General features: G+C 74.0%; 25 protein-coding genes. 4 read left to right on the forward strand and 21 right to left on the reverse strand.

Annotation, left to right across the window (positions count from 1 at the left end):
• Nucleotides 1–48: 48 nt before the first annotated feature.
• Nucleotides 49–837, reverse strand: a complete 789-nt coding sequence (locus IE305_RS25990) for an exodeoxyribonuclease III (protein WP_190132184.1) — start codon at nucleotides 835–837, stop codon at nucleotides 49–51.
• 68 nt (nucleotides 838–905) lie between these two features.
• On the opposite strand from IE305_RS25990, the gene IE305_RS25995 reads away from it, so the two are divergent.
• On the forward strand, nucleotides 906–1,388 hold the full coding sequence (locus tag IE305_RS25995; RefSeq protein ID WP_190132185.1) for a GNAT family N-acetyltransferase: 483 nt from the start codon (nucleotides 906–908) through the stop codon (nucleotides 1,386–1,388).
• Here the strand turns inward: IE305_RS25995 and IE305_RS26000 are convergent.
• Together IE305_RS26000 and IE305_RS26005 are read right to left on the reverse strand one after the other, a co-directional pair.
• Complete coding sequence (locus tag IE305_RS26000; protein WP_190132186.1) at nucleotides 1,385–2,611, reverse strand: sensor histidine kinase; 1,227 nt, start codon at nucleotides 2,609–2,611, stop codon at nucleotides 1,385–1,387. The two genes, IE305_RS25995 and IE305_RS26000, sit on opposite strands and share 4 nt — an antisense overlap.
• A 101-nt stretch (nucleotides 2,612–2,712) precedes the next feature.
• Nucleotides 2,713–3,171: a hypothetical protein gene (locus IE305_RS26005; protein ID WP_190132187.1), complete on the reverse strand. Its 459-nt coding sequence runs from the start codon at nucleotides 3,169–3,171 to the stop codon at nucleotides 2,713–2,715.
• Nucleotides 3,172–3,425: 254 nt separating this feature from the next.
• Here IE305_RS26005 and IE305_RS26010 point away from each other — a divergent pair, with 254 nt between their 5' ends.
• Nucleotides 3,426–5,621: an alpha-N-acetylglucosaminidase gene (locus tag IE305_RS26010; protein WP_190132188.1), complete on the forward strand. Its 2,196-nt coding sequence runs from the start codon at nucleotides 3,426–3,428 to the stop codon at nucleotides 5,619–5,621.
• A gap of 56 nt (nucleotides 5,622–5,677) precedes the next feature.
• Here the strand turns inward: IE305_RS26010 and IE305_RS26015 are convergent, their stop codons facing one another.
• Together IE305_RS26015 and IE305_RS26020 are read right to left on the reverse strand one after the other, a co-directional pair.
• Nucleotides 5,678–7,150, reverse strand: a complete 1,473-nt coding sequence (locus IE305_RS26015) for a hypothetical protein (protein WP_190132189.1) — start codon at nucleotides 7,148–7,150, stop codon at nucleotides 5,678–5,680.
• Between the two features lie 279 nt (nucleotides 7,151–7,429).
• Nucleotides 7,430–7,924 carry a nuclear transport factor 2 family protein gene (locus IE305_RS26020; protein WP_190132190.1) on the reverse strand — a complete coding sequence of 165 codons (495 nt, stop codon included), beginning with the start codon at nucleotides 7,922–7,924 and terminating at the stop codon, nucleotides 7,430–7,432.
• Between the two features lie 96 nt (nucleotides 7,925–8,020).
• On the opposite strand from IE305_RS26020, the gene IE305_RS26025 reads away from it, so the two are divergent.
• Complete coding sequence (locus IE305_RS26025; protein WP_190132191.1) at nucleotides 8,021–8,365, forward strand: hypothetical protein; 345 nt, start codon at nucleotides 8,021–8,023, stop codon at nucleotides 8,363–8,365.
• A gap of 1 nt (nucleotide 8,366) precedes the next feature.
• Here IE305_RS26025 and IE305_RS26030 read toward each other — a convergent pair whose 3' ends face one another.
• From IE305_RS26030 to IE305_RS26050, 6 genes are all read right to left on the reverse strand, one after another.
• A complete protein-coding gene (locus IE305_RS26030; protein WP_190132192.1) occupies nucleotides 8,367–9,281 on the reverse strand; it encodes an alpha/beta hydrolase in 915 nt (304 codons plus the stop codon).
• Nucleotide 9,282: 1 nt separating this feature from the next.
• Nucleotides 9,283–9,417, reverse strand: a complete 135-nt coding sequence (locus tag IE305_RS33580) for a hypothetical protein (protein ID WP_268255950.1) — start codon at nucleotides 9,415–9,417, stop codon at nucleotides 9,283–9,285.
• A complete protein-coding gene (locus tag IE305_RS26035) occupies nucleotides 9,414–9,551 on the reverse strand; it encodes a hypothetical protein (RefSeq protein ID WP_190132193.1) in 138 nt (45 codons plus the stop codon). Before IE305_RS26035 ends, IE305_RS33580 begins: the two co-directional genes overlap by 4 nt.
• A gap of 142 nt (nucleotides 9,552–9,693) precedes the next feature.
• Nucleotides 9,694–10,278, reverse strand: coding sequence for an NADPH-dependent FMN reductase (locus IE305_RS26040; RefSeq protein WP_190132194.1), 585 nt, complete (start codon nucleotides 10,276–10,278; stop codon nucleotides 9,694–9,696).
• Nucleotides 10,279–10,340: 62 nt separating this feature from the next.
• On the reverse strand, nucleotides 10,341–10,964 hold the full coding sequence (locus IE305_RS26045; RefSeq protein WP_190132195.1) for a DsbA family oxidoreductase: 624 nt from the start codon (nucleotides 10,962–10,964) through the stop codon (nucleotides 10,341–10,343).
• Between the two features lie 33 nt (nucleotides 10,965–10,997).
• Complete coding sequence (locus IE305_RS26050) at nucleotides 10,998–12,290, reverse strand: MFS transporter (RefSeq protein ID WP_229891537.1); 1,293 nt, start codon at nucleotides 12,288–12,290, stop codon at nucleotides 10,998–11,000.
• 204 nt (nucleotides 12,291–12,494) lie between these two features.
• Between IE305_RS26050 and IE305_RS26055 the strand changes: the two genes are divergently transcribed.
• Nucleotides 12,495–13,379, forward strand: a complete 885-nt coding sequence (locus IE305_RS26055) for an SCO6745 family protein (RefSeq protein WP_190132196.1) — start codon at nucleotides 12,495–12,497, stop codon at nucleotides 13,377–13,379.
• A 22-nt stretch (nucleotides 13,380–13,401) separates the two neighbouring features.
• Here the strand turns inward: IE305_RS26055 and IE305_RS26060 are convergent, their stop codons facing one another.
• The 10 genes from IE305_RS26060 to IE305_RS26105 form a co-directional block, all read right to left on the reverse strand.
• A complete protein-coding gene (locus IE305_RS26060) occupies nucleotides 13,402–13,902 on the reverse strand; it encodes a nuclear transport factor 2 family protein (RefSeq protein ID WP_190132197.1) in 501 nt (166 codons plus the stop codon).
• A 4-nt stretch (nucleotides 13,903–13,906) separates the two neighbouring features.
• A complete protein-coding gene (locus IE305_RS26065; protein ID WP_229891538.1) occupies nucleotides 13,907–14,155 on the reverse strand; it encodes an acyl-CoA carboxylase subunit epsilon in 249 nt (82 codons plus the stop codon).
• 28 nt (nucleotides 14,156–14,183) lie between these two features.
• A complete protein-coding gene (locus IE305_RS26070; RefSeq protein ID WP_190132198.1) occupies nucleotides 14,184–15,785 on the reverse strand; it encodes an acyl-CoA carboxylase subunit beta in 1,602 nt (533 codons plus the stop codon).
• A 6-nt stretch (nucleotides 15,786–15,791) separates the two neighbouring features.
• On the reverse strand, nucleotides 15,792–16,559 hold the full coding sequence (locus IE305_RS26075; RefSeq protein ID WP_190132199.1) for a 4'-phosphopantetheinyl transferase family protein: 768 nt from the start codon (nucleotides 16,557–16,559) through the stop codon (nucleotides 15,792–15,794).
• On the reverse strand, nucleotides 16,556–17,068 hold the full coding sequence (locus IE305_RS26080) for an acyl carrier protein (protein WP_190132200.1): 513 nt from the start codon (nucleotides 17,066–17,068) through the stop codon (nucleotides 16,556–16,558). The genes IE305_RS26075 and IE305_RS26080 overlap by 4 nt, the downstream gene beginning before the upstream one ends.
• Nucleotides 17,065–18,528 (reverse strand): MFS transporter, encoded by a 1,464-nt coding sequence (locus IE305_RS26085; RefSeq protein ID WP_190132201.1) that lies wholly within the window; start codon nucleotides 18,526–18,528, stop codon nucleotides 17,065–17,067. The genes IE305_RS26080 and IE305_RS26085 overlap by 4 nt, the downstream gene beginning before the upstream one ends.
• Nucleotides 18,529–18,648: 120 nt before the next feature.
• Nucleotides 18,649–21,018, reverse strand: a complete 2,370-nt coding sequence (locus IE305_RS26090; RefSeq protein ID WP_190132202.1) for an SDR family oxidoreductase — start codon at nucleotides 21,016–21,018, stop codon at nucleotides 18,649–18,651.
• A 1-nt stretch (nucleotide 21,019) separates the two neighbouring features.
• Nucleotides 21,020–21,967: an aromatase/cyclase gene (locus tag IE305_RS26095; RefSeq protein WP_190132203.1), complete on the reverse strand. Its 948-nt coding sequence runs from the start codon at nucleotides 21,965–21,967 to the stop codon at nucleotides 21,020–21,022.
• A 50-nt stretch (nucleotides 21,968–22,017) separates the two neighbouring features.
• A complete protein-coding gene (gene fabG / locus IE305_RS26100) occupies nucleotides 22,018–22,803 on the reverse strand; it encodes a 3-oxoacyl-ACP reductase FabG (RefSeq protein WP_190132204.1) in 786 nt (261 codons plus the stop codon).
• A gap of 152 nt (nucleotides 22,804–22,955) precedes the next feature.
• Nucleotides 22,956–23,225 (reverse strand): acyl carrier protein, encoded by a 270-nt coding sequence (locus IE305_RS26105; protein WP_190132205.1) that lies wholly within the window; start codon nucleotides 23,223–23,225, stop codon nucleotides 22,956–22,958.
• Nucleotides 23,226–23,280 lie beyond the last annotated feature (55 nt).

The following is a 23,280-nucleotide window of genomic DNA, read 5'->3' on the forward strand; positions in this document are numbered from 1 at the left end:
TACGGGCTGTGCTTCCTGGCGCGGGATACCGCCTGCGTGCAGCCCATGCTAGAGGTAGGCGACGGTCACCGGCGCGTGATCCGACCATCGCAGGTCGTGCGACGTGGCCCGCTCGACCACGGCCTTCACGGCCTTGGCGGCCAGCCCGGCGGTCGACACGTGGTAGTCGATCCGCCAGCCCGAGTCGTTGTCGAAGGCCCGGCCGCGGTAGGACCACCACGAGTAGGGGCCGGCGACGTCCGGGTGCAGGGCGCGGACCACGTCCACGTACTCCTCGAAGACCTTGCCGAGCCAGGCGCGCTCCTCGGGGAGGAAGCCGGCGCTCTTGCGGTTGGCCTTCCAGTTCTTCAGGTCCGCCTCGGTGTGGGCGATGTTCCAGTCGCCGCAGACCAGCACCTCGCGGCCCTCGGCGGCGGCGCGGGCCTTGAGGCCGACGAGGTACGGCAGGAACTCGGCCATGAAGCGTTCCTTCTCGTCCTGCCGCTCGGTGCCCGCCTCGCCCGAGGGCAGGTAGAGGCTGGCGACGGTCAGGCCCGGCAGGTCGGCCTCGACGTAGCGGCCGCTGCCGTCGAACTCGGCCGAGCCGAAGCCCACGCGCACCGCGTCGGGCTCGCGGCGCGAGTAGAGGGAGACGCCGGCCCGGCCCTTGGCCGCGGCCGGGGCGTGCGTCACGTACCAGCCGGCGGGCTCGCGCACCTCGTCGGGGAGCTGGTGCGGCTCCGCCCGGACCTCCTGGAGGCAGACGACGTCGGCATCGGTCCGCGCCAGCCACTCCACGAAGCCCTTTTTGGCCGCGGCGCGCAGTCCATTCACGTTTGCGGTGGTTACGGTGAGCACCAGGGCACCTTAACCGAGCCGCGGCTCCCCCTGCCCCGCCCCGGGCGCGGGCCCCTACCATGCCCGGCATGCGGATGATCCCGGTCGCGTACGACCACCCCGACGCGGTGAAACTCGCTGACCAGGCGCAAGAGCTGTACGCCGGGCTGTACGGCGGGGGCGACGCGACCCCGCTGGACCCGGCGCAGTTCCGCCCGCCGCGTGGCCTGTATCTCATCGTGTACGACGCCGGCGGCGAGGCGGTGGCCTGCGGCGGCTGGCGGGCGATGGACCGGAACGGCGGGGGCTACGCGGACGGGGACGCGGAGCTGAAGCGGATGTACGTGGTGCCGCGGATGCGCGGGCGCGGGCTCGCGCGCCGGGTGCTGGCGGCGCTGGAGGACGACGCGCGCCGGGCCGGGCGCCGGCGCATGGTCCTGGAGACGGGGAGCAGGCAGCCCGAGGCCATATCCCTCTACCTGTCGAGCGGCTACGCGCCCGCGGCGGCCAAGTTCGGCCTGTACCGGGACCACGAGGGGAGCCGCTGCTTCACGAAGCCGTTCGGACCCTAGGCCGTGTCCGATGGCTCGCGGTCCCGTACCGCGTCGCTCAGGTCGAGCGTGGCCTCCGCGCCGCCCTCCGGCGGGTTGGTGAACGTCAGCCGGGCGCCGAGGACGCGGGCCTGGCCCGCGGCGATCGTCAGGCCGAGGCCCAGCCCGGAGCCCGAGCCGCTGCGGAACCGCTGCGGTCCGCCCGTCAGCAGCCCGGTGGGGAATCCGGGGCCGCTGTCGCGGACCCGGACGAGGCCGCCGTCGACCTCGACGGTCACGGGGGCGGCGCCGTGCCGGAAGGCGTTGGTGACGAGGTTGACGAGGACCCGCTCCACGCGTCGTGGATCGGTCTCGACGAGGCACTCGCGGAGGACGGTGACGGTGACCGCCGGGGTCGCCGGGCCGACGGCCCGGACCGCGCGGCGGGCCAGTTCGGCCAGGGAGCGGAGGTCCGTCTCGGGGCGTTCGGTGTCCGCGTCCAGGCGGGCCACCTCCAGGACGTCCTCCATCAGCGCCCGCACCCGGTGGGACCGGTCGCGGACCAGTTCGGCCGGGCGGCCCGGCGGCAGGAGGTCGGCGGCGGCGACCAGCCCGGCCACGGGGGTGCGCAGTTCGTGCGCGATGTTGGCGGTCACCTCGCGCTCCGCCTGGAGGCGGGCGGCCAGGGCGTCGGCCATCGTGTTCACGGCGTGGGTGAGGCGGGCCACCTCGTCCTTGCCGCCGCGCGGTGCGAGGCGGGCGGACAGGTCGCCCTCGGCTATGCGCTCGGTGGTGCGCGCCGCCGCGGTCAGGCGGCGGCCGACGACCGTGGCCAGGGCCACGCCCACCAGCCCCGCGAAGGCCGTGCCGACGCCGCCGGCCAGCCACAGCACCTCGTCCAGGTCCTCCATGGCGCGGACCTGGCGCCGGTAGGAGTGTTTGAGGGCGACGACGTCGGTCCCCACGGGCGTGGCCGCCCACAGCTCCGGCTCGGGCCCGGAGCGGTCCAGGTACGTGGCGCGGCGCCCCTTGGCCACGGCCTTCCGCAGCGGCTCCGGCAGGCGGGCGGGGTTGATCATGACGCGGGGCCGGTCCAGGCCCGCCGCGTGGTCCTCCGCGGCCGAGCGCAGCCGCTGGTCGAGCGCGTCGACGGCGGTGCTCAGCTGGCCCTCGGCCGTGCGCGCGTGCACGAGCAGGCCCATGAGGACGGCGACCAGCGCCGCGGTGGCGGTGATCGCCACCCCGATCTTCGTCCTCAGTCCCATCCTCGTCCTCGGCCGTTCCGGCGGTGTGTGCGTGTCCGACGTGCTCGGGCGTGCTGCGGTGCGCGCCGGCGTGCTCCCCCGCGCTCCCCCGCGCTCCGGCGTCAGTGCCGGGGGACGTACAGGCGCAGGTTGCGCAGCTCCCGGTGCTGTTCCGGCGGCACCCCCTCGGCCCGTACCTCGGCCCGGCCGTAGTAGGCGAAACGATCCTGCCGGACCAGGCCGGCGAACACGACCCGCGCCGGGTACGGCTTCTCCCCGCACGCCGGGGCGCACCAGTCGCCGGACACCTCACCCGTGGCCTCCGCGCGCGGACCGCCCCAGGACAGCCAGCGCAGCCCGGCGAGGCGCACGCTGCCGCCGATGACGAAGGACGCCGGGCGCCGCACCGGCGGTTGCCCGGGGCCCGCCACGACCTCGACCGGCAGCGTGCCCGCCACGGGACTCTCCGCGGGCCCGGTCACCCGCAGCCCGCCGGGGTCCGCGCAGCCGCACAGCAGCAGGCCCAGCGGCACCACGAGGGCCAGGCCGGCGGCCGCGAGCGTCGCGTTGAGTGGTCGCACGGGACACCTCATGCCGTCGGGGCGGGCGGGTCAACGGCCCGTGGGGCCATTCGTGCCAAATGTAACCGGCGTGGCCGACACCGCCGCCCGTGCCCTTGACCGGACGGCGACACCGGCTCATAGGATCGCCGGGCTCAAGTGGTCCGGTCCAGTCCGAACGTGCCATCCCGCCGCCGTGCCCCGCGCACGGCACGACGTACGGCGGCGTGCGGCGGCGCACGGCACAGCGCGACGCGCGACGGTGGAGGTCACTCATGCACATTGCCCGGCGTTCGCTTCTCGGCGCCCTCGGAGCCCTCGGCTCCCTCGGCGCCCCGGCCGTTCTCGGCGCGGCGGGCCGGGCCTCCGCGGCCGCCCCCGCCGGCGGGCCCGCGGCCGCGGCCCTGGCCCGCCGCTTCCCCCGCCACCACGACCAGGTCGTGTTCCGCACCGTGCCCCGGCGCGGCGGCCACGACCACTTCCGCGTCACCGGCGGCACCGGCCGCATCACCGTCGAGGGCACCACCCCCGCGGTGCAGCTCACCGGCTTCCACCACTACCTCAGACAGGTCGCGCACGCGCACCTGTCGTGGAGCGGCGAGCAGACCGGTTCCCTGCCCGCCCGCCTCCCCGCCGTGCCGGCGCCCCTCGCCCGTACCGCCAACGCCGTCCACCGCTTCGCCCTCAACGACACCAACGACGGCTACACCGGCCCGTACCGCGGCTGGGACTACTGGGAGCGCGAGATCGACGTCCTCGCGCTGCACGGCTTCAACGAGGTGCTCGTGTACGCCGGCGCCGACGCCGTCCACCACCGCACCTTCCTGCGCCACGGCCACCACGACGACGAGCTGCGCGCCTGGCTGCCCGGCCCCGCCCACCAGCCGTGGTGGCTGATGCAGAACATGGCGTCGTACGGCGGTCCCCTCAGCGCCGCGCTCCTCGAACGGCGCGCCGCCCTCGCGCGGAAGATCGTGCGGCGGCTGCGCGAGCTGGGCATGACGCCCGTGCTGCCCGGCTGGTTCGGCACCGTCCCGCCCGGCTTCGCCGCCCGCAACCCGGGCGCGCGCACCGTCCCCCAGGGCGACTGGGGCGGCTTCCCGCGCCCCGACTGGCTCGACCCGCGCACGCCCCACTTCGCCGCCGTCGCCCGCACCTACTACGCGGTGCAGCAGGAACTGTACGGCGCCACGTCGATGTACAAGATGGACCTGCTGCACGAGGGCGGCACCCCCGGCGACGTGCCCGTCGGCACGGCCGCGCGGGCCGTGCAGCAGGCGCTGCGCACCGCGCACCCCGGCGCCACCTGGGCCATCCTCGGCTGGCAGAAGAACCCGCGGCGCGAGATCCTCGACGCCGTCGACCGCTCCGGCATGCTCGTCCTCGACGGCGTCCCCGACCACTACCCCGCCGTCACCGACCGCGAGGCCGACTGGGGCGGCACGCCCTACGCGTTCGGCACCATCTGGAACTTCGGCGGGCACACCGCGCTCGGCGCCAACGCCCCCGACTGGGCCGCGCTCTACCACCGGTGGCGCACCAAGCCGGGCAGCGCACTGCGCGGCATCGCCCTGATGCCGGAGGCCGCGGACAACAACCCGGCCGCGTTCGCGCTCTTCTCCGACCTCGCCTGGACGGACGGCCCCGTGGACCTCGCCGCATGGTTCGCGGCGTGGCCCGTGCAGCGGTACGGCGGCGCGGACGCGCAGGCGGCCCGCGCATGGGACGTGCTGCGCCGCACCGCGTACGGCACGACGCGCGCGGACGGCTGGAGCGAGCAGGCCGACGGCCTCTTCGGCGCCCGCCCCGACCTGGCCGTGGACCGGGCGGCGAGCTGGTCGCCGCGCGCCCTGCGGTACGACGCGGCCGAGTTCGAACGGGCCCTGCCCGCGCTGCTGGCCGTCGCGCCGGCGCTGCGCACCAGCACGGCGTACCGCTACGACCTGCTCGACGTGGCCCGGCAGTGCGTGTCCAACCGCAGCCGGCTGCTGCTGCCGCGGCTGCGCGCGGCGTACGAGGACGGGGACGAGGAGCGGTTCGGGGCGCTGGCACAGCAGTGGCTGGACTGGATGGACCTGCTGGAACGGCTGGTGGCCACGGACGAACGCCACCTGCTGGGCCGCTGGGTGGCCGACGCGCGGGCCTGGGGCGCGACCGCGGAGGAACGGGAGCGGCTGGCGGCGGACGCGCTGTCGCTGCTGACGGTGTGGGGCCCGCGCGCCTCGGCGGACGCCGGCAAGCTGCACGACTACGCCAACCGCGAGTGGTCGGGGCTGGTGGGCGGGCTCTACCGGCTGCGCTGGAGCACGTACTTCACGGAGCTGGCGGCGGCACTGGCGGAGAACCGGGAGCCGCGGCCGGTGGACTGGTACGCGCTGGAGGACGGCTGGACGCGGAAGCCGCCGGCGCTGCGGACGCAGCCGGCGGGGGACGTGGTGCGGCTGGCGCGGACGGTGGCGTCGCGGCTGTGAACGCGGAAGGGGCGGGAGACCGGTGGGTCTCCCGCCCCTTCTCTCTGTAGTGCGTGTTACTGCTTCACGGCCTTCTTCGGTGCCGTCGAGACGGATCCCTCTCCCCCGGCGAGCTTCCACTCGCGGTGGTAGATGTCGAAGGGGATGCGCTTCTCGAACAGCGGGGTGCCGAAGATCTTCAGGTGGGCCGAGAGGGCGCCGGTCACGTCGACGCCGCCGTACGCGCCCCACTTGCCGGAGGCGGACGCCTTGCCGTCGGACGAGGCGGAGGCGGTGCCCTCGGCCTCGGCGCGCAGGTACGGCGCGAGGTCGGCGCTGACGCCGACGGCACCGTAGAGGCCGACCGACGCCTCGGCGCCGAGAGCGGCCTTGACCTTGCCGGAGGCGCTGGCGGTGGCCGTCACCGGGGTGGCGTTCCAGTTGGCCTGGCTGATGCCGGACCAGCCCTTGCCCCAGCTGTAGGCGCCGCCGACCTTGAAGTCGCCCTTGAGGTCCTGCTTCACGTCGACGCTGAGCTTTCCTTCGGCGTCGACCTTGAGGTAGCAGGTCATGTCGAGGTTGACGACGACGGGCACGGGCCCGACCTGGATGACCGGGTCCGCGTGCAGCTTGGCGAACGGCATGCGGATGGGGTTGTCCGCGGTGGTGGCGGCCGCCTGGCCCTTGAGCTCCCACTGGGACGACCAGTCGCCGGACAGCGACAGGGAGGCCGTGCCGGGGCCGCGGCCGCCGAGGCCCTTGCCGTCGTAGGCGAAGTCCACGGTCGGCGCGAGCTGCACGAAGCCGGTGGCGGACGCCTCGCCGGTGACGGGCGAGCCCTTGGGCGTGGGCAGGGTGGCGCCGACGTCCAGGCGGAGGTTGCCCAGGGGCACCTTGGCGCCCTGCGGGCCGACCTTGATGCCGTCGGGCTTGGCCCACGACACCTTGACGCCGGGCAGCAGCGGCTGGACGACGACCGACGACGGGTCGACGGGCACCTCGCCCTTGGCCTCGGAGTCGCCCAGGAGGGCGTCGAGGGTGGCGGGTTCGGTGCTGACCTCGGTGCCCTTGTCGGTCGTGCGCAGCACCTCGGTGACCTTGGCGAGCACGCCGCGCGGGGCCCCGGGGGCGGGGGCGCTGGCGATGACGTCGCCGACGGCCACCTTGGCGTTGTCGCCCTTGTCGGGCTGCTGGGGGGCGACGCCCTTGGGCGCCTTGCTCTCCTTCGGCTTCTTGGCGGTGGGCGCGATGACGGCGTGCCCGTTGCGCTTGTCGAACGAGGCGACGCGCAGGGACGAGGAGGCCGCGCGCGCACCGCCGTTGCCGGCGCTGCCGCCGGACGGGTGGGCGACGGCGCTGGGTGCGCCGGCACCGGCGGGTGCGGCGGCGACGGCGAGCTGCGGCGACGTCGCGGACGAGGCGGCGGCCACGGGCTGTGCGTCGGCGGCCTTGGCGGCGGAGGGGTCACTCGCTCCCGAGCAGCCGGTGACGGCGAGCAGGGAGACGGCGGTCAGGGCAGGTAAAACGGCAAACCTGGCGGCATTGCGCAAAGTGGGTCCTCGGGAGCGTGAGGTGGGGGCGGCGTCGAGGCATGCGGAAGCCCTCGGGCCGCGTCACACGGCAAACGGGAAGGGGGATCGCCGCGGAGACGCCGGGGGGACGTCGCGGTGCGATCCGCATGATCGTGCCATGCGCCCCACACAGTGCAGAACCGTTTCTTCCGCCCGGAGGAGATGATCTGGATCACACAATGTTTAAGGTCTGGACAAACGGAGAAAGGCCCCGCCCGGCGGTGAAGGCCGGGCGGGGCGTGGTCGGCTGACGCCAGGTCAGTGGGCGTCGGGCGCGCCCTCGATCCAGACGACGGACGTGGTCAGACTGCCGAGCCGCCACCCGTCGGGGGTGCGGACGGCGGTGGCGCCGTAGGTGGCCCCACCGGTGAACAACGGCCGCTCGTCGCCCGGGTGCGGCACGTGCGTGGCGTGCACGTTGGCCCGTACGACGGCCCGGTCGCCGGCGCCGTCGGTCTCCACGACGCAGTTGGCGGTGAAGTGATGGGTCCGGTCCCACATCAGCTTGGGCGCCCGGAAGAACCCGGGCAGCCCGGCGACGCCGTGGTGCTTCCCGTTGGGCAGGTCGAGGACGACGTCCTCGGTGAAGACGGACCGGAACCAGTCCTCGTCGCAGAAGTCCGGATCAGGATGGTCGAGCCCGGTCACGAACCGGTCGACCAGCGCCACGATCGCCGCCTTGTCGGTCAGGGCCCGCACCTCACGGCGCAACTGGGCAACCTCGTCGGCGAGCACGGCGAGTACGTCGGTCATGGGGGTGGGATCCCTTCGGTCGGAGTGGAGGCCGGGGGCGGGGGCGGATCGGCGAAAGACCCGGTGCGGCGGGGTGCCCGGGCCTACCGTGGGTACGTGAGCTCACGCGATGACGAGCGCGACGACAAGCGCGACGAAGCGTCCGCCGCGCTGCCGTTGCGGCCCGTCTTCTGGTGCCTGGGCTGCGGGGCCGCCTACCTGCCGCCCAAGGCCATGACGTACGGGCCCGGCCGGCCCGCCTCGCCGCTGCACTGCGGCAGCGAGCGGTGCCGGCGGGCGTGCGCCCGGGTGCCCGCCGCCGTGCGGGCGTTGCTCGCGCGGCAGGCGTGGGAGCGGGCCCGGCAAGGGGCCGGGCGGGAGGTGGCCGCGCTGCCGGAGCGGGCGCGGCGGCGGGCGCGGGCCGGGAAGGGGCCCGGTGGGGCCCGGAGTCGGCTGGGGTGAGTCAGCGGCGGGGTGGGGGGTTGCCCATTTCGCGGTCCAGGACGCATTCCTCCACGAACGCCAGTGCCCGCAGGTGGTACGAGCGGGCCGCCCAGCCGAGGCTGATGTTGTGGCCCGCGCGGGGCTGGCGGTCGACGACGACGCGCGGTGCCTCGCTCAGCAGGCCCCGCATGGAGGCGATGGTCTCCTCGTCGTGGTGCCACCACCCCTCGTGCTCCGCAAATGTGAACCGCACCGGCACCCGCACCCGCCCCGCCAGCCGCGGGAAGTCCCGCGCCCAGCGCCGTGCCTCGGCGGCCTCGCGGCCCGGCATCGGCGTGACGAGCGGCTTCGCCGCGCGGAACGTGCCCGGCGGGTAGAGGCCGAGCGGCCCCCAGTGCAGCGGCCAGGTGCGCAGGCCGTGGATGTCGCCGACCAGCGCCAGGTCGACGGCGTAGCGGTGGCTGATGCCGGAGATGTCCAGGCCCAGCAGGTCCGTGCCGCGTTCGTCCGCCGCCGCGTGCAGCGCGAGCTTGCCGCCGTAGGAGTGGGCCATGAGGAAGACGCCGGCCCCGGTGTCGTACGTGTCCGCGAAACCGGCGAGCGCGGCGTGCAGCAGCCGGGACTGTTCGGCGAGGGTCGCGCCGTCCGGGAGGTGGCCGGCGGACAGGCCGTAGCCGGGCCGGTCCAGGGCGAGCGCGGTGAAGCCGAGGCCCGCGGCGAGGGTCAGCAGCGACTGGCCGCCGTGGCTGAGGCCGTGGAAGTAACCGGCGCGCATGCCGCCGCCGTGGATGGCCACGACGGTGGCGCGGGGCGTGCCGCGGGGCCGGGCGAGCAGCCCGGACAGGGGCACGCCGTCGGCTTCCAGGACGACGTCCTCGACGTCGGGGCCGCCGCTGTGCGGCAGCGCGGGCGGCTCGGTGAGGGCGGCGGCCATGTCAGTCGATCCCCCGGACGATGTGCGGGTCGAGCGCGGACTCGTCGTCCTCGCCGGCCAGCAGCCACGCCACGATCGTGAACGGCTCGTCGGTGACCGCGGAGTCGCGGCGGTCGAGTGTGTCGGTGGTCGTCACGCCCGGCTCCCCTTCCCGTCCGGGCGCGGGGCGCGCGGGACGAGCAGTCCGAGGACGGCCCGGCGGGCCCGGGCGCGCAGCACGCCGGCGCGCAGCGCGCCCGGCGTCCTGAAAGGGGGATGGTGGCTGGCCATGCTGTCTCTCCTTGGTCCGATGCGACGGGTGGGGAAGCGAGGCGTGGGGGGTGCGGGGACGCGAAAGCCGCGGGCGCCCTGCCCCGCGGTGGGTGCGGAGGAAGGGCGCCCGCGGCGTGCGGGCCGGGCCTGCGGTCCGGGACTACTTGCCGTACGGGCGGCGGGCGCGGCCCTCGCGCAGGGTGTCGCCCCACCACGAGAGCTGGTCGAGCAGCGTCGTGGCGGCGGCGGCCGGCGCGACCTCGTCCTTCGGCTCGCCGTTGGCGTCGAACTGCTCCCACGCGACGTGGAAGCTGACCGCGTCGCGCACGGTCACGGCGTGCAGCTCGGCGAAGATGGGGCGCAGCTGCTCGGCGGAGCGCAGGCCGCCGGAGAGGCCGCCGTACGAGACGAAGCCGACCGGCTTGGCCTGCCACTGGGTGTAGTGCCAGTCGATCAGGCTCTTCAGCGACGCCGGGAAGCTGTGGTTGTACTCGGGCGTGACGACGACGAACGCGTCGGCCTGCTCCAGGCGCGGCGTGACCTTCGCCAGGGCCTCGGCGACCTCGGCCGACGGCTGCTGCGACAGCACGTAGGGCAGCTCGTGGTCGGCCAGGTCGATCAGGTCGACCTCGAAGTCGTCGCGCACCTGCGCCTGCTTGACGAACCAGTTGGCCACGGTCGGGCCGAAGCGGCCCTCACGGACGCTGGCCAGGACGACGGCGAGCTTCAGGGGGGACTGGGACACGGGGGTACTCCTCGGGTGATGGGGACAGGGATGCGGGGACGGGAAGGGGCGGCGGAGGGCGGTCAGCCCGCCGCCTGCTCCAGGGCGGCCAGGTAGGTGTCCTCCGGCTGGGCGCCGGAGAGCGTGGGCCCGCCGGCGAAGACGAAGACCGGCACGGAGCGCACACCGCTGCGCCGTACGTGTTCGAGCCCGGCCCGCACCTCGTCGGCGCACGCCTGCGGGTCGTCGCCGGTCTTCAGGCCCGTCTCGCGGGCCAGGCGGTCCAGCGTCGCGGGGTCGGAGATGTTGACCCCGTCGGTGAAGTAGGCGCGGAAGAACCGCTCGGTGACCTGCTCGGCCAGGCCCTGGCCGGCGGCCAGCGCGATGTGGCGGTGGGCCTCGAAGGTGTCGGTGTGCACGGCGTTCGCGTAGTCGAGGACGAGTCCGTCGTGCGCGGCGTGGGCGGCCACGCGGGCGGTCTCGTCGAAGACGCCGCTGCCGAACTTGCGCTCCAGCGCCTGCAGCAGGGGCTCGCCCGCGGCCGGGGCGTCGGGGTCCAGCCGGAAGGGGTGGAGGTGCACGTCCACGTCGCCGCCGGCGTCGCGGAAGCGGCGGACGGCGCGCAGGAAGCGGGCGTAGCCGATGTAGGAGTGCGCGCAGATGATGTCGAGCACGATGTCGACGCGGCGCGTGGTGGCGGAGGGCATGAGGTCTCTCTTCGGGTCGTGTGGCGCGGCGGGTCAGCGCTGTGCGGCGGCGTCCGGGGCCGGGTGGGCGGCCGCCGGGGCGGCGGGGCCGGTGCCGGGGGCGTCGGCAGGGGCGTCGGCGGGGTCCTTGCGGCCGGCGGAGGTCAGCAGCAGGACGACGGCGACGGCGATGCCCAGGCCGGCTGCGGCGAGGTAGATGCCGTCGATGCCGAGGCGGCCCGTCGCGGGCTGGCTCAGGACCGGGGAGAGGAACTGGCCGAGGAACAGGCAGGAGGTGACGCCGCTGAGGACGCGGCCGCGGATGGCGGCGGGCGTGCGGGAGGCCAGCCAGGTGTTGAGGTTGGGGATGAGCATGCCGATGCCGGAGCCCACGAGCACCAGGCCCACGAGGACGAGGGCGACGTGCGAGGAGCTGCCGATGGCGGCGAAGCCCAGGGCCAGCAGCGTGAAGGTGGCCACCGCGACGGGGCGGACGCCGAACCGCTTGTGGATGCGGCCGAAGTTGAGGCCGACGAGGGCGTTGGCCAGGCTCATCAGGGCGATGGCCAGGCCGGCGCCGCTGGCGCCGATGCCGCCGATGTCCTCCAGGTAGAAGGGCAGCTGGGAGGGGATCGTGTAGAACATCACCTGCGAGGCGAGCACGAGGGCGTAGATGCCGAAGGCCAGCGACGGCATGCGGGCCCCGGCGGGCCTGCCGTCGGCACCGCGCCCGGCCGCGACGGCCGGCGGTTCGGTGACGTAGCGCAGGACGAGCAGGGTCAGCGGCAGCGCGACGAGGTAGATGGCGAAGGGGCCGCGCCAGTTCATGTCGGCGAGCACGCCGCCGAAGGAGAGGAAGGCGACGCCGCCGAAGCCCATGAAGCCCGCCTGGAGGCCGAGCACGCGGGAGCGGGACTCACCCGGGTAGTAGTCGGTGACGAGCGTGGTGGTGGCGGTCATGATGCCCGCGACCGACACGCCCAGCAGCAGCCGGCCGGCGAGGATCGCGTACAGGTCGTCCAGCACCAGGCCCGACCCGCCGGCAATTCCGAAGAGCCCGACCGAGAAGGCCAGCACGGGCTTGCGGCCCACGCGGTCGACCAGCGTTCCGACGAAGGGCGCGCCGATGGCTATCGCCAGTGCGGGAATGGTGAGGACCAGGCGGACCAGGAATGCGGCGTTGTCGACGGATGAAAAATGTTTCTCCATGGCGGGCAGCGAGGGCGCGATGATGGCGCCCGCCATGGTGGTGAGCATGCTGGCCAGCAGCAGCGTCGCCAGTACGGGGCGGGAGCCGGCCCGCGGCGCCGGCCGGCCTCCCCGGGTCGTCGGATTGTCGGTGGTCACCACGGGTGGTCCTAACGTTTGTGTGTCCGAACTCGGTGGGTGGGGGTGATGAGGCTCCGGCGGACTCCGGGCACCATATTCTCGGAATTCCCGCGTCCGTTCTCCCTGCCGGAAAAAGATTTGTCGCGGACCGGACGAACATTTCACGTTGCTCTGAAGTTCTTCACTTTCCCGGACAGCGGCCGCTGGTTAATCTCGGCGACCATGACCACCATTTCGACGTCACTGCCGAGGCTCGCCGGTCGACACTGCCAGACACCGCTCAATTCACTGCACTCGACGATCTACTTCTCGCCGGACTTCGGTGCGGAGCTGGCCGCCCGCGGCGTGACGGGGCCCATGGGCTCCTACCTCGCCGGGCGCGCGGCACCGCTCGGCGCGGTGTCGGCCGCCACGGTCACCGCCGTCTTCCACGGCTTCCACCACCGCATGGTCTCCGGCCACTTCCCCGCCGTGTGGGAGCGGGTCACCCCCGCCGAGGTGACCGGGCTGCGCCTGGCCGCGGCCGACACGACCCTGCGCCGGGTGCTGGGCTCCGTGCTCGTCGGCTCGCGCGAGATGGCGGAGGCGGCGGAGCTGGCGCTGCGGGCGGTGGAGGGCTGCGCCATGCCCGGCCGGCCGATGTCGGCGGCCCAGGCCGACCAGCCGGTCCCGGAGGACCCGCACCTCGCGCTGTGGCACGCCGCCACCGTGCTGCGCGAGCACCGCGGCGACGCCCACGGCATCGCCCTCCAGCACGCCGGGCTCAGCGGCCTGGAGGCGCTGGTGTCGCACTGCGCGAGCAGCGACGGCATGCCCAAGGAGGCCGTGATGTCCAAGCGCGGCTGGACCGAGGAGGACTGGGCCGGCGCCGAGGAGTCCCTGCGCGTCCGGGGCTTCCTGGACGGGTCGGGCGCCCTCACGCCGGAGGGGGTGCGGATGCGCGAGGAGCTGGAGGAGGAGACCGACCGGCTCGACGCAGCGCCCTACGCCCGGCTGGGCGCCGAGGGCGTCGAGCGCCTGACCCGCCTCGCCGCGGAGTTCAACGCGGCTGCCGTGGCCTCCGGTGCCTTCCCGGAGGCCCTGCTGGGCACCTTCGCGCGGAAGTGAGGCGGTCCGGGGCGGGCACCGGTCAGGGGCTCTCCACCGCGCAGCCCCCGTCCGGGCCCGGTCCGGTGCTCCACACCAGGTGGAAGGCCCAGGTGCGCAGCCGCCAGCCGGCCTCCGTGCGCACGGCCTCGCCCTTGTAGTAGCCGCCGATGTCGAAGTGGGGGCGGTCCTCGCCCGACGGGTGGTGCACGTGCGTGGCCACGACGTGCAGCCTGACCTCGGCCCGGTCACCGTCCAGGGCGACGGTGTGGTTCGAGCTCAGGTGGAGCGTCCGCGCGAAGCGGTTCTTCGCCACGTGGTGCAGCTGTGCCACGTCGGACAGGCCCTCGCAGGTACCGACGGGGAAGGTCATGCGGACGTCGTCGGTGAAGACGGTCGGCGGCCAGGTGTCGTCGAAGCCGTTCTCGTCCTGGGTGTCGAGCAGCACGATGTAGCGGTCGAGGAGCTCGTTGATGGCCGCCCGGTCCGTCAGTTCACGGACCTGGGCGCGCAATTCCGCGAGTTCGTCCTGGGGCAGGGTCATGGCCTTATCTCCTGGCGGTGGTGGGGCCCGCCGGGGCGGCGGACCAGCTGCGGGGGCCGGGGAAGCGGGGGCTGCGTTCGGGGCGGCGCCACAGGGCGGTGGCCCGGTGGTGGCGCGCCAGGTCGTCGGGGTCGGCGCCGGCGGCCGTACGGGAGAGCAGCACCGCGGTCAGCGCGGCCAGCTCCTCGGGCCCGGCGACACCGCGCTCGACGCGGATCACGGGAACGGCGGGGACGATCGGGTCGGTGCTCACGGCTGTGCCTTTCGTCTCGTCGCCGAGGTCACTGCGGCGGGTTGCCGTGCTTGCGCGACGGCAGGTCGGCGTGCTTGGCGCGGAGCATGGCCAGCGAGCGGATCAGGACGGCGCGGGTCTCGCCGGGGTCGATGACGTCGTCCACCAGGCCGCGTTCGGCGGCGTAGTAGGGGTGCATCAGCTCGGCCTTGTACTCCTTGATCTTCTGCTGGCGCACCGCCTCCGGGTCGTCGGACGCGGCGATCTCGCGGCGGAAGATGACGTTGGCGGCGCCCTCGGCGCCCATCACGGCGATCTCGTTGCTGGGCCAGGCCAGCGCCAGGTCGGCGCCGATCGAGCGCGAGTCCATGACGATGTACGCGCCGCCGTACGCCTTGCGCAGCACCAGCGAGATGCGCGGCACGGTCGCGTTGCAGTACGCGTACAGCAGCTTGGCGCCGCGGCGGATGATGCCGTTGTGCTCCTGGTCGACGCCGGGCAGGAAGCCGGGCACGTCGACGAGCGTCACCAGCGGGATGTTGAACGCGTCGCAGAACTGCACGAACCGCGCCGCCTTCTCGCTGGACTCGATGTCCAGGACGCCCGCGTACGAGGCCGGCTGGTTGGCCACGATGCCGACGACGCCGCCGTCGAGGCGGGACAGCGCGCAGACGATGTTGGTGGCCCAGGCGGGGTGCACCTCGAAGTACTCGCCGTCGTCGACGATCTCCTCGATGACGGCGCGGATGTCGTAGCTGCGGCCCGGGTCGTCGGGGACGAGGTCCAGCAGGGCGTCGGTGCGCCGGTCGGCGGCGTCCTCGGCCGGGACGGCGGGCGGCAGTTCGCGGTTGTTGGACGGCAGCAGCGACAGCAGGTAGCGCACGTCCTCCAGGCAGCTCTGCTCGTCGTCGTACGCGAAGTGCGAGACGCCGGAGGTGGCCGAGTGCACGTCGGCGCCGCCCAGGCCGTTCTGGGTGATCTCCTCGCCGGTGACGGCGCGGACCACATCGGGGCCGGTGATGAACATCTGCGAGGTCTCACGGACCATGAACACGAAGTCCGTGAGCGCCGGGCTGTACGCGGCGCCGCCGGCGCAGGGGCCGAGCATCACGCTGATCTGCGGGATGACGCCGGACGCCTTGGTGTTGCGCTGGAAGATGCCGCCGTAGCCGGCCAGCGCCGACACGCCCTCCTGGATACGGGCACCCGCACCGTCGTTGAGCGACACCAGCGGAGCACCCGCCGCGATGGCCATGTCCATGATCTTGTGGATCTTGGAGGCGTGGGCCTCGCCCAGCGCGCCACCGAAGATCCGGAAGTCGTGCGCGTACACGAAGACCGTACGGCCGTGGACGGTGCCCCAGCCGGTGATCACACCGTCCGTGTACGGCTTCTTGTCCTCCAGGCCGAAGCCCGAGGCGCGGTGCCGCCGCAGGGTCTCCACCTCGGTGAACGAGCCCTCGTCCAGCAGCAGGCCGATGCGCTCGCGCGCGGTCAGCTTGCCCTTGGCGTGCTGGCGCTCCGTGGCCTTGGGGTCCAGGCCCTCGTACGCCTCGTCCCTGATGAGCTGGAGCTCCTCGACGCGCTCGCGGAGGGTCCACTCGCTCCGCTGGTCCGCCGGGCTCGTGGCGGTCTTGCCGGCAACAGGCATGGTGTCTCACTCTCCGGTGAAGGGTCGTGGGGAAGGCCGGTCGATCCGGCCGCCCGCGAAGAGGGCCTCCGCGGGGACGCGGCGCAGCGTCAGCTCGGTGGGGGCGTCGCCCCGCAGCGCGACGGCCGCGTTGTGGTGCTTGCCGGCCGGGACGTCGAGGACGGTCCAGCCGGCCGGGCGGCGGGCCACGTCGGAGCCGAGGTAGTCGACGTCGGGGCCACGGCTGAGGCCGGTGCCCAGGCCCTTGAGGAACGCCTCCTTGCGCGTCCACAGCTGGCCGAAGGCCAGCGGCCGCGACTCCTCGGGCAACGAGCCGAGTTCGTCCCGTTCGCGCGGGTGCAGCCGGGGCAGGCAGACGGCGGCGGTCTCCGCGCGCGGCAGCCGTTCGACGTCCGCGCCCACGGGCCGGGCCGCCACTCCCACCAGCACCAGGCCGTGGCTGTGCGAGAGGGAGAAGTGCAGCGGCGGGTCCGTCTCGGCCACGGCGGGCCGGCCGTGCGGCCCGCCGCAGCCGGGGCAGGGCTGCCGCACGAACGGCACGTCCGCCGGGTCCATGCCCAGGTACGCGCCGAGCAGCCGGCGCAGGGCGATGTGCGCGGTGGCGTACGTGGCGCCGTCGGTGGGGCGGATGAAGGAGGCCGCGCGGGTGCGCTCGGCGTCGTTCAGCTCCGACAGGTCCAGCCGGTCCACGGCCTCGGCCCGCGGTGCCGCGGCCAGCCACAGGTCGAGCGCGTCGTGGTCGACGACGGGCCGGGTGAGGAGCGCCGCGGTCATGCGGTGCCCGCTGCCGCCGGTCCGGGCTGCCGCTTGTGGGGGCTGTCCTCGGGGCCGAGCTGGCCGGCGAGGCAGTCGATCAGCTCGGCGGCGGAGTTGGCGCGCAGCAGCCGCTGGAGGTCCACGTCGACGCCCAGGGCGGCCTCCATGCGGGCCTGGAGTTCGAGCCCGTTGATGGAGCCGATGCCCAGGCTGTTCATGGTGCGGCCGGTGGTGTCGACGTTCTCCGGGGCCACGCCCAGCACGCGGCCGAGCTCCTGGCGGACGTACGTGTCGATGATGCGGGTGCGCTCGCGCAGCCCGACGGAGGCCAGGACCGTGCGGTCCGGGACCGTCACCGGGGCGGCGGGGGCGTCCCCGTAGCCGTCGAGGTCGGCGAGTTCGAGGTCGAAGTCCAGGTCGAAGCCGGGCTCGACGGCGAAGTCGAGGTCGAAGTCGAAGGCGGGGAAGGTGTTGAAGGGGTCGTCGACCGCGGGGTCGAGGGCCTTCGTGCCGTGGTCGGTGGTCATGTCCGTTCCTCGGGGAGGGGGGTGTCCGCGGGCCGGCGCCGGGGGAGGACGCCGGTGAGGGCGACGAGCAGGCCGAGCAGGCCCACCGCCGTGACGAGCCGTACGGCGGGCCGGAAGCCGTCCGCCACGGCCCGGGCGGAGGCGCCCGTGGGCGCCCCGTAGCCCTCGACCAGGGCGGCGGTGAGCACGAGCATCAGCGCCGCGCCGATCTGCACGGCCGTCTGGTAGACGCCGCTGGCCTCGCCGCGCCGGTCGGCGGGGAAGCCGGAGACCGCCTGCATGTTGAGGGCGGCGAAGGAGGCCACGAAACCGGCGCCCACCAGCAGCATCGTCGGCAGCACGTCGGTGGCGTAGTGCGGGTGCGCGGGCAGCCGCAGGTACAGCGCGTAGCCCAGGAGCGGGCCGGCGGCGCCCACGGCGATCAGCCGGGGCGCGCCGAAGCGGCGTACCAGCCGGCCGGAGAGCAGCGCGGTGACCGCCAGCGGGAGGCTGGCCGGCACCATGGCGAGCGCGGTGCGCATCGGCCCCCAGCCCAGGTGGTCCTGGGTCTGCACGGTGACGATGAACAGCAGGCCCAGGTACGAGCCGTTGAGGGCGGCGGCGCCGAGCGCCGAGCGCCGCATCGCGGGGTCGGCGAGCACGGAGAACCGCACGAGGGGCTGCGGCACCTGCCGTTCGACGGTGGTGAACGCCACCAGCAGCGCCACCGTGGCGGCGAAGGACGCCCAGACCCGGGCGCTCCCCCAGCCGTGCTGGGGCACGGACGCGATGCCGTACACGAGGGCGAGCAGGGCGCCGCTGAACGTGGCGGCGCCGGCGACGTCGTAGCGCCGGGGCCCGCCGGGCTGCGGGTCGGGGGGCACCAGGCGCAGGCAGAACGCGTACAGCACCAGCACCACGGGGGCGGGGAAGACGAAGGTCAGGCGCCAGTCGACGGACGTCAGCGCGCCCGACAGGAGCAGGCCGGCGGTGAAGCCGCTGGCGCCGGCGAGGGTGTAGACCGAGACGGCGCGGTCGCGGTCGGGGCCCTCGGCGAAGGTGGTGGACAGGATGGCCAGCCCGGTGGGGGCGGTCAGGGCGGCGCAGAAGCCCTTGGCGAAGCGGGTCGCGACGAACAGCGCCGGGTCGCTCGCGAGGGCGCTGATGACGGAGGCGGCGGCGAAGCCGAGCAGCGCCAGCAGGTACATGCGGCGACGGCCGAGCAGGGCGACGACGCGGGCGCCGAACAGCATGAGGCTGCCGAAGCCCAGCGCGAAGCCGCTCATCGCCCATTGCAGGGACGTCGGGGGCAGGCCGAGGTCGTCACCGACCGAGGGCAGAGCCACGACCGCCACGGACACTTCGAGCGCGTCGATGAGCATGTTGCCGGCGAGCACCAGCAGCAGGCCCCAGAGGCGGGGGCTCCACCGGCCGGCGGACGCCGCGGCGACGGAGGAGGTGAGGGTCGTCGAGCGGTTCATGTCCGGTTTCCGAACCAGGGGAAGGGCCAGGGGAAAGGCCGGGGGAAAGGCGGGGGCGAAGGGCTGAGGGGGCCGGGCCGGCCGCACGGGGGTGGCGGCCGGCCCGTGGCGGGCCCGGGGTCAGCCGAGCAGGGTGCCGCCGGTGGCGTCCACGAAGGAGCCGGTGATCCAGCGGGCGTCGTCGCTCGCCAGGAACGCCACCACGTCGGCGACGTCCTCCGGCTCGCCGACCCGGTTGAAGGCCGACAGGCCGGCCATCTGCTCGACGACCTCGGGGATGCCGAACGCCGGGTTGCCGTTGCGGGTGATGCCCGGGGCGACGCTGTTGATGGTGATGTTGCGGGGGCCCAGCAGCTTGGCGTAGTGCAGGGCCAGCTGCTCGACGGCGCCCTTGGTCATCGCGTAGGCGATCTCCTCGGGGTTGGCGAACCGGGTGAGGCCCGAGGAGATGTTGACGATGCGGCCGCCGTTCGGCATGTTCTTCAGCGCCCGCTGGATGATGAAGAACGGTGCCTTGGCGTTGACCGCGACCAGCCGGTCGAACACCTCGGGCGTGGTGTCCTCGGCGGAGATGCCGCCCATGACGCCGGCGTTGTTGACGAGGATGTTCAGGTCGGTGCCGCCGGTGCGCTCCTTGAGGCCCTTCTCCAGGCCGAGGAACAGCTCGTGCACGTCGCCGGGGACGCCGAGCTCGGCGCGGACGGCGAAGGCGCGGCCGCCGTCCTTCTCGATGGTGGCGACGACCTCGTCGGCGGCGTCCTTGTCACTGTTGTAGTGCACGGCGACGAGCGCGCCCTCGCGGGCCAGCCGGAGGGCGGCGGCGCGGCCCATGCCCCGGCTGGAGCCGGTGACGAGCGCGGTCTTGCCGTTGAGCGTGCCCATGGGGGTACTCCTGTTCCTGTGGCGGGTGTCGGGGGCTTTCCTGGTGACGTCCGCAGTCATGGCCGCGGTCATGGCCGGGGTCGCGGCCGCGGTCGTGGCGTCCGTGCCGCCGGCCCGCTCGCCGAACCAGCGGGCGAGGGCGGTGACCAGCCCCGTCGTGTCGTCGGTGTCCTGCGGCCCGGCCCAGACGACGTGCCCGTCGGGGCGTACGAGCACGGCGCCGGCTCCGGTGTCCGCCGCCCCGGCGTCGTCGGCGGGGCGGGCGGCGACCGGCGTGACCACGCCGGTCCAGGGCGCGGCGGCCGCGGCCAGGCGTGCGGCGCGGGCCACGTCGCCCGTGAGGTCCAGCAGCAGGGCCGTGCCGGAGCGCAGCAGGGCGGTGGAGGTGGTGGGGCCGCCGGCGGTGAGCAGCGGCAGGTGCGGCAGCCGGGCGCCGAGCAGCGGATGGCCGCCCTCCCCCACGTCGTAGCGGACGTCGAGGCCGGAGATCATGCCGGCCAGGTGGGCGCGGACCCGCTCGTGGCCGATGAGTTCGGCCAGCACGTCGCGGGAGGCCTCCACCTCCTCGCCACCCAGCAGCAGCATCGCCTGGGCGGCGATGTTGCTCAGGGTGCGGCGGCCCACGGCGTGCCGCTCGGTGTGGTAGCTGTCCAGCAGGCCGTCCGGGGCGCGCCCGGAGACCTGGAGGGCCAGCTTCCAGCCGAGGTTGACGGCGTCCTGCAGGCCGAGGTTGAGGGCCTGGCCGCCGATGGGCATCTGCTGGTGCGCGGCGTCGCCGGCCAGCAGGAGCCGGTAGTCGCGGTAGGCGGCGGCCTGGAACGACGCGTCGGTGAAGGCGTTCACCCACAGCGGGGTGCCGTGGGAGATGTCCTCGCCGGTGACGCGCTTCCACGCGTCCACGATCTCCTCGAAGGGGATGTCGCCGGTGCGGGGCTCCGCCTTGCGGCCGAACTCGTGCACCATGACGCGGGTGACCCCGTCGGGCCGGCGGGCGGCGATGGCCAGCCCGCCGGGCAGCCGCTGGAAGCGGCGGCCCGGGATGTCGATGCCGTCGACGTCGGCGCGCAGCAGCTCGCGGCCGGCCGGGGTGCCGGGGAAGGCGAAGCCGCCGAGGCGGCGCACGGCGCTGTTCTCGCCGTCGCAGCCCACGATGCACTTGGCGCGCAGCCGCACCGTCTCCCCTCCGGGGCCGGTGGCCTCGGCCTCCGCGTGGTCGCCGGTGACGGTGACCGCGCGCAGCTCGTGGCCGCGCAGGACCACCGCGCCCAGCTCCGTGGCCCACTCCTGGAGGAGCTCCTCGGTGCGGATCTGCGGGACCTTCCACTGGCCCGGGTACGGGGTGGGCAGGGTGAGGTCCAGCGGGATGCCGCCGAAGTGGCCCATGACGTCGTTCGGCACGGTGCCGAGCCGCTCCAGGAGACCCCGGCTGTCGAGGATCTCCATGGTGCGGGCGTGCAGCGTGGAGGCCCGCGACTCGGTGGTCGGCTCGGTGCGCTGCTCCAGGACGGTCACCTGGGCGCCGCCCAGGCGCAGCTCCCCGGCGAGCATCAGCCCGACGGGGCCGGCGCCGACCACGATCACCTGGGTTTCCGTGAAGTGGCCCGTCATGTCAGCCCTGCAGCTGCTCGGCGTGGGCCTTGGCGTGGTTGAGGGTGGCGGTGCTGTTGGTGCTCAGCGCCGTCTGCACGTACTCCCGCGCCTCGGCGATCCCGGCGTCGGGGCCGAGGATCTTCGTGATGTTCTCCGTGTTGAGCACGACGGTGTGCTGCGAGGAGGCGGCGACGCCCTGCTCGTTCTCGCGGAACGTCCAGTAGCCGGTGTGCAGCGTCATCAGCGCCGGCAGGGTGACCTGCTTGTAGGCGATCTTCCGGCCGGGGATGCAGACGCGGTACGACTTGGTGGTGTGCGTCGAGCCGTCCTTGGCGCGGGTGTCCATCTCCAGGGTCTGGAGGCCGGGCGTGTCCTCCTCCAGGCGGACGGTGGCGACGTGCGGCAGCCGCTCGGACCACAGGTGGGCGTCGTTGATGAAGTCGTAGACGTCCTTGGCCGAGCCGTTGATCTGCACGGTGTCCTCGAAGGAGAAGGTCACCTCCTCGGCGGCGTGGGCGAGTTCGACGTTGGTCTTGAGCGCGGCCAGCTCGGAGCGGGAGTTGCGGTCGACGGCCTCGTCGATCCACGCCAGGCTCTCGGGCTTCTCGTCGACGGCCCGGTAGTCGTGCAGCAGCCGGACGCGGGAGGTGCCGTCGGCCAGCGGCTCGATGATCCAGGTGCCGCCCATGGTGGCGACCGGCGGGGCGGAGATCTCCTGGCGGAAGGTGATGCGCAGGCCCTCGGGGTCGAGGGTGCGGCGCGAGGTCCAGTTCTTGGCCTCGCCGTTGGCGGTGGCCCAGATCTGGATGCGCTCGGCGTCGTCGCCCAGGTCCTCGCGCTCCACGTAAATGGTGGGCGGGAAGATGCGCGGCCAGTTGGTGACGTCGGCGATCAGCTCGTAGACGGCTGCGGCCGGGGCCGAGATGGTGATCTCGTGCTCCACCTCGCGCAGAGCGGACTGCGGCATGGTCGGGTGCTCCTCGGGTTTCGGTGACGGGCGGGGCGGTGCGGGCGGGATCAGAAGTTGCCGAGGCCGCCGCAGACGTTGAGCGCCTGGGAGGTGATGGAGGCGGCCGTGTCGGAGGCCAGGTAGCCGACGAGGCCGGCGACCTCCTCCGGGGTGGAGTAGCGGCCGAGCGGGATCTTCGACTGGAACTTCTGCAGGATCGCGTCCTCGGACGTGTCGTAGGCCGAGGCGTAGCCCTGGCGGACGCGCTGGGCCATCGGCGTCTCGACGTAGCCGGGGCAGACGGCGTTGACGGTGATGCCGGTGGGGGCCAGCTCGTTGCCGAGGGCCTTGGTGAAGCCGACGACGCCGTGCTTGGAGGCCGAGTAGGGGGCGCCGAGGACGACGCCCTGCTTGCCGGCGGTGGAGGCGATGTTGATGATGCGGCCGCGGTTCTTGTGGCGCATGCCGCCGGTGTTGAGGACCTCGCGCGTCATGCGGAAGACGCTGTTGAGGTTGGTGTCGATGACGTCGTGCCACAGCTCGTCGTCGATGTCGGCGGTGACGCCGCCGCCGCTGCGGCCGGCGTTGTTCACCAGGACGTCGATGGTGCCGAAGCGGTCCACGGCGGCCTGCACGAACGCGTGCACGCTGTCCGCCGAGCGGACGTCGAGGGTGGTGCCGTCGACGTCGAGGCCCTCGTTCTGGAGCTCCTTGACGGTGGCGGCGACGTTGTCGGCGTTGCGGGCGCCGATGAAGACCTTGTGGTTCTGCGAGGCCAGGAGGCGGGCGGCGGCGAGGCCGATACCGCTGGTGGCGCCGGTGATGACGGCGACGCGCTGGTCCTGCTGCGACATGGCGTGACTCCTACGAGGGTGGGTGCGGTGCTGCGGATCTACGGGTGCTGCGGGTGGTGCGGGTCCTACGGGGGCGGGGCCGGGGCGTGCGCCGCGCCGGGCGCCGTTGACCGGCGCGGCGCACGCCCCGGGGCGCGGGACCGCGGGGCGGTTCAGGCCGCGACGCGCTCGGAGAGCAGGGCGTTGACGGTGGCGACCAGGGCGCGCGGGGTGCGGTTCTCGGCGAGGGTGTCGTCGTCGAACTCCACGCCGTACTCGCGCTCGATGCGGCCGCCGGTCTCCAGCAGGGCCAGCGACTCGTAGCCCAGCTCCTCGAAGTCGGTGTCGAGGATGTCGCCGTCGAGGTCGACGCCCTCGTCGGCGCCGGCGCCCTCCAGGAGGATGCGCTTGAGGTCCTCGAGGGTGAACTCCAGGTTCGACATGATCGGTCCTTTCGGGAGGAATGCCGCACCACTGGGGTGCGAAGGGTCTGAAGGG

Origin of the sequence: Streptomyces mashuensis (assembly GCF_014654785.1) — a bacterium.
In the GTDB taxonomy this organism is placed as follows: domain Bacteria; phylum Actinomycetota; class Actinomycetes; order Streptomycetales; family Streptomycetaceae; genus Streptomyces; species Streptomyces mashuensis.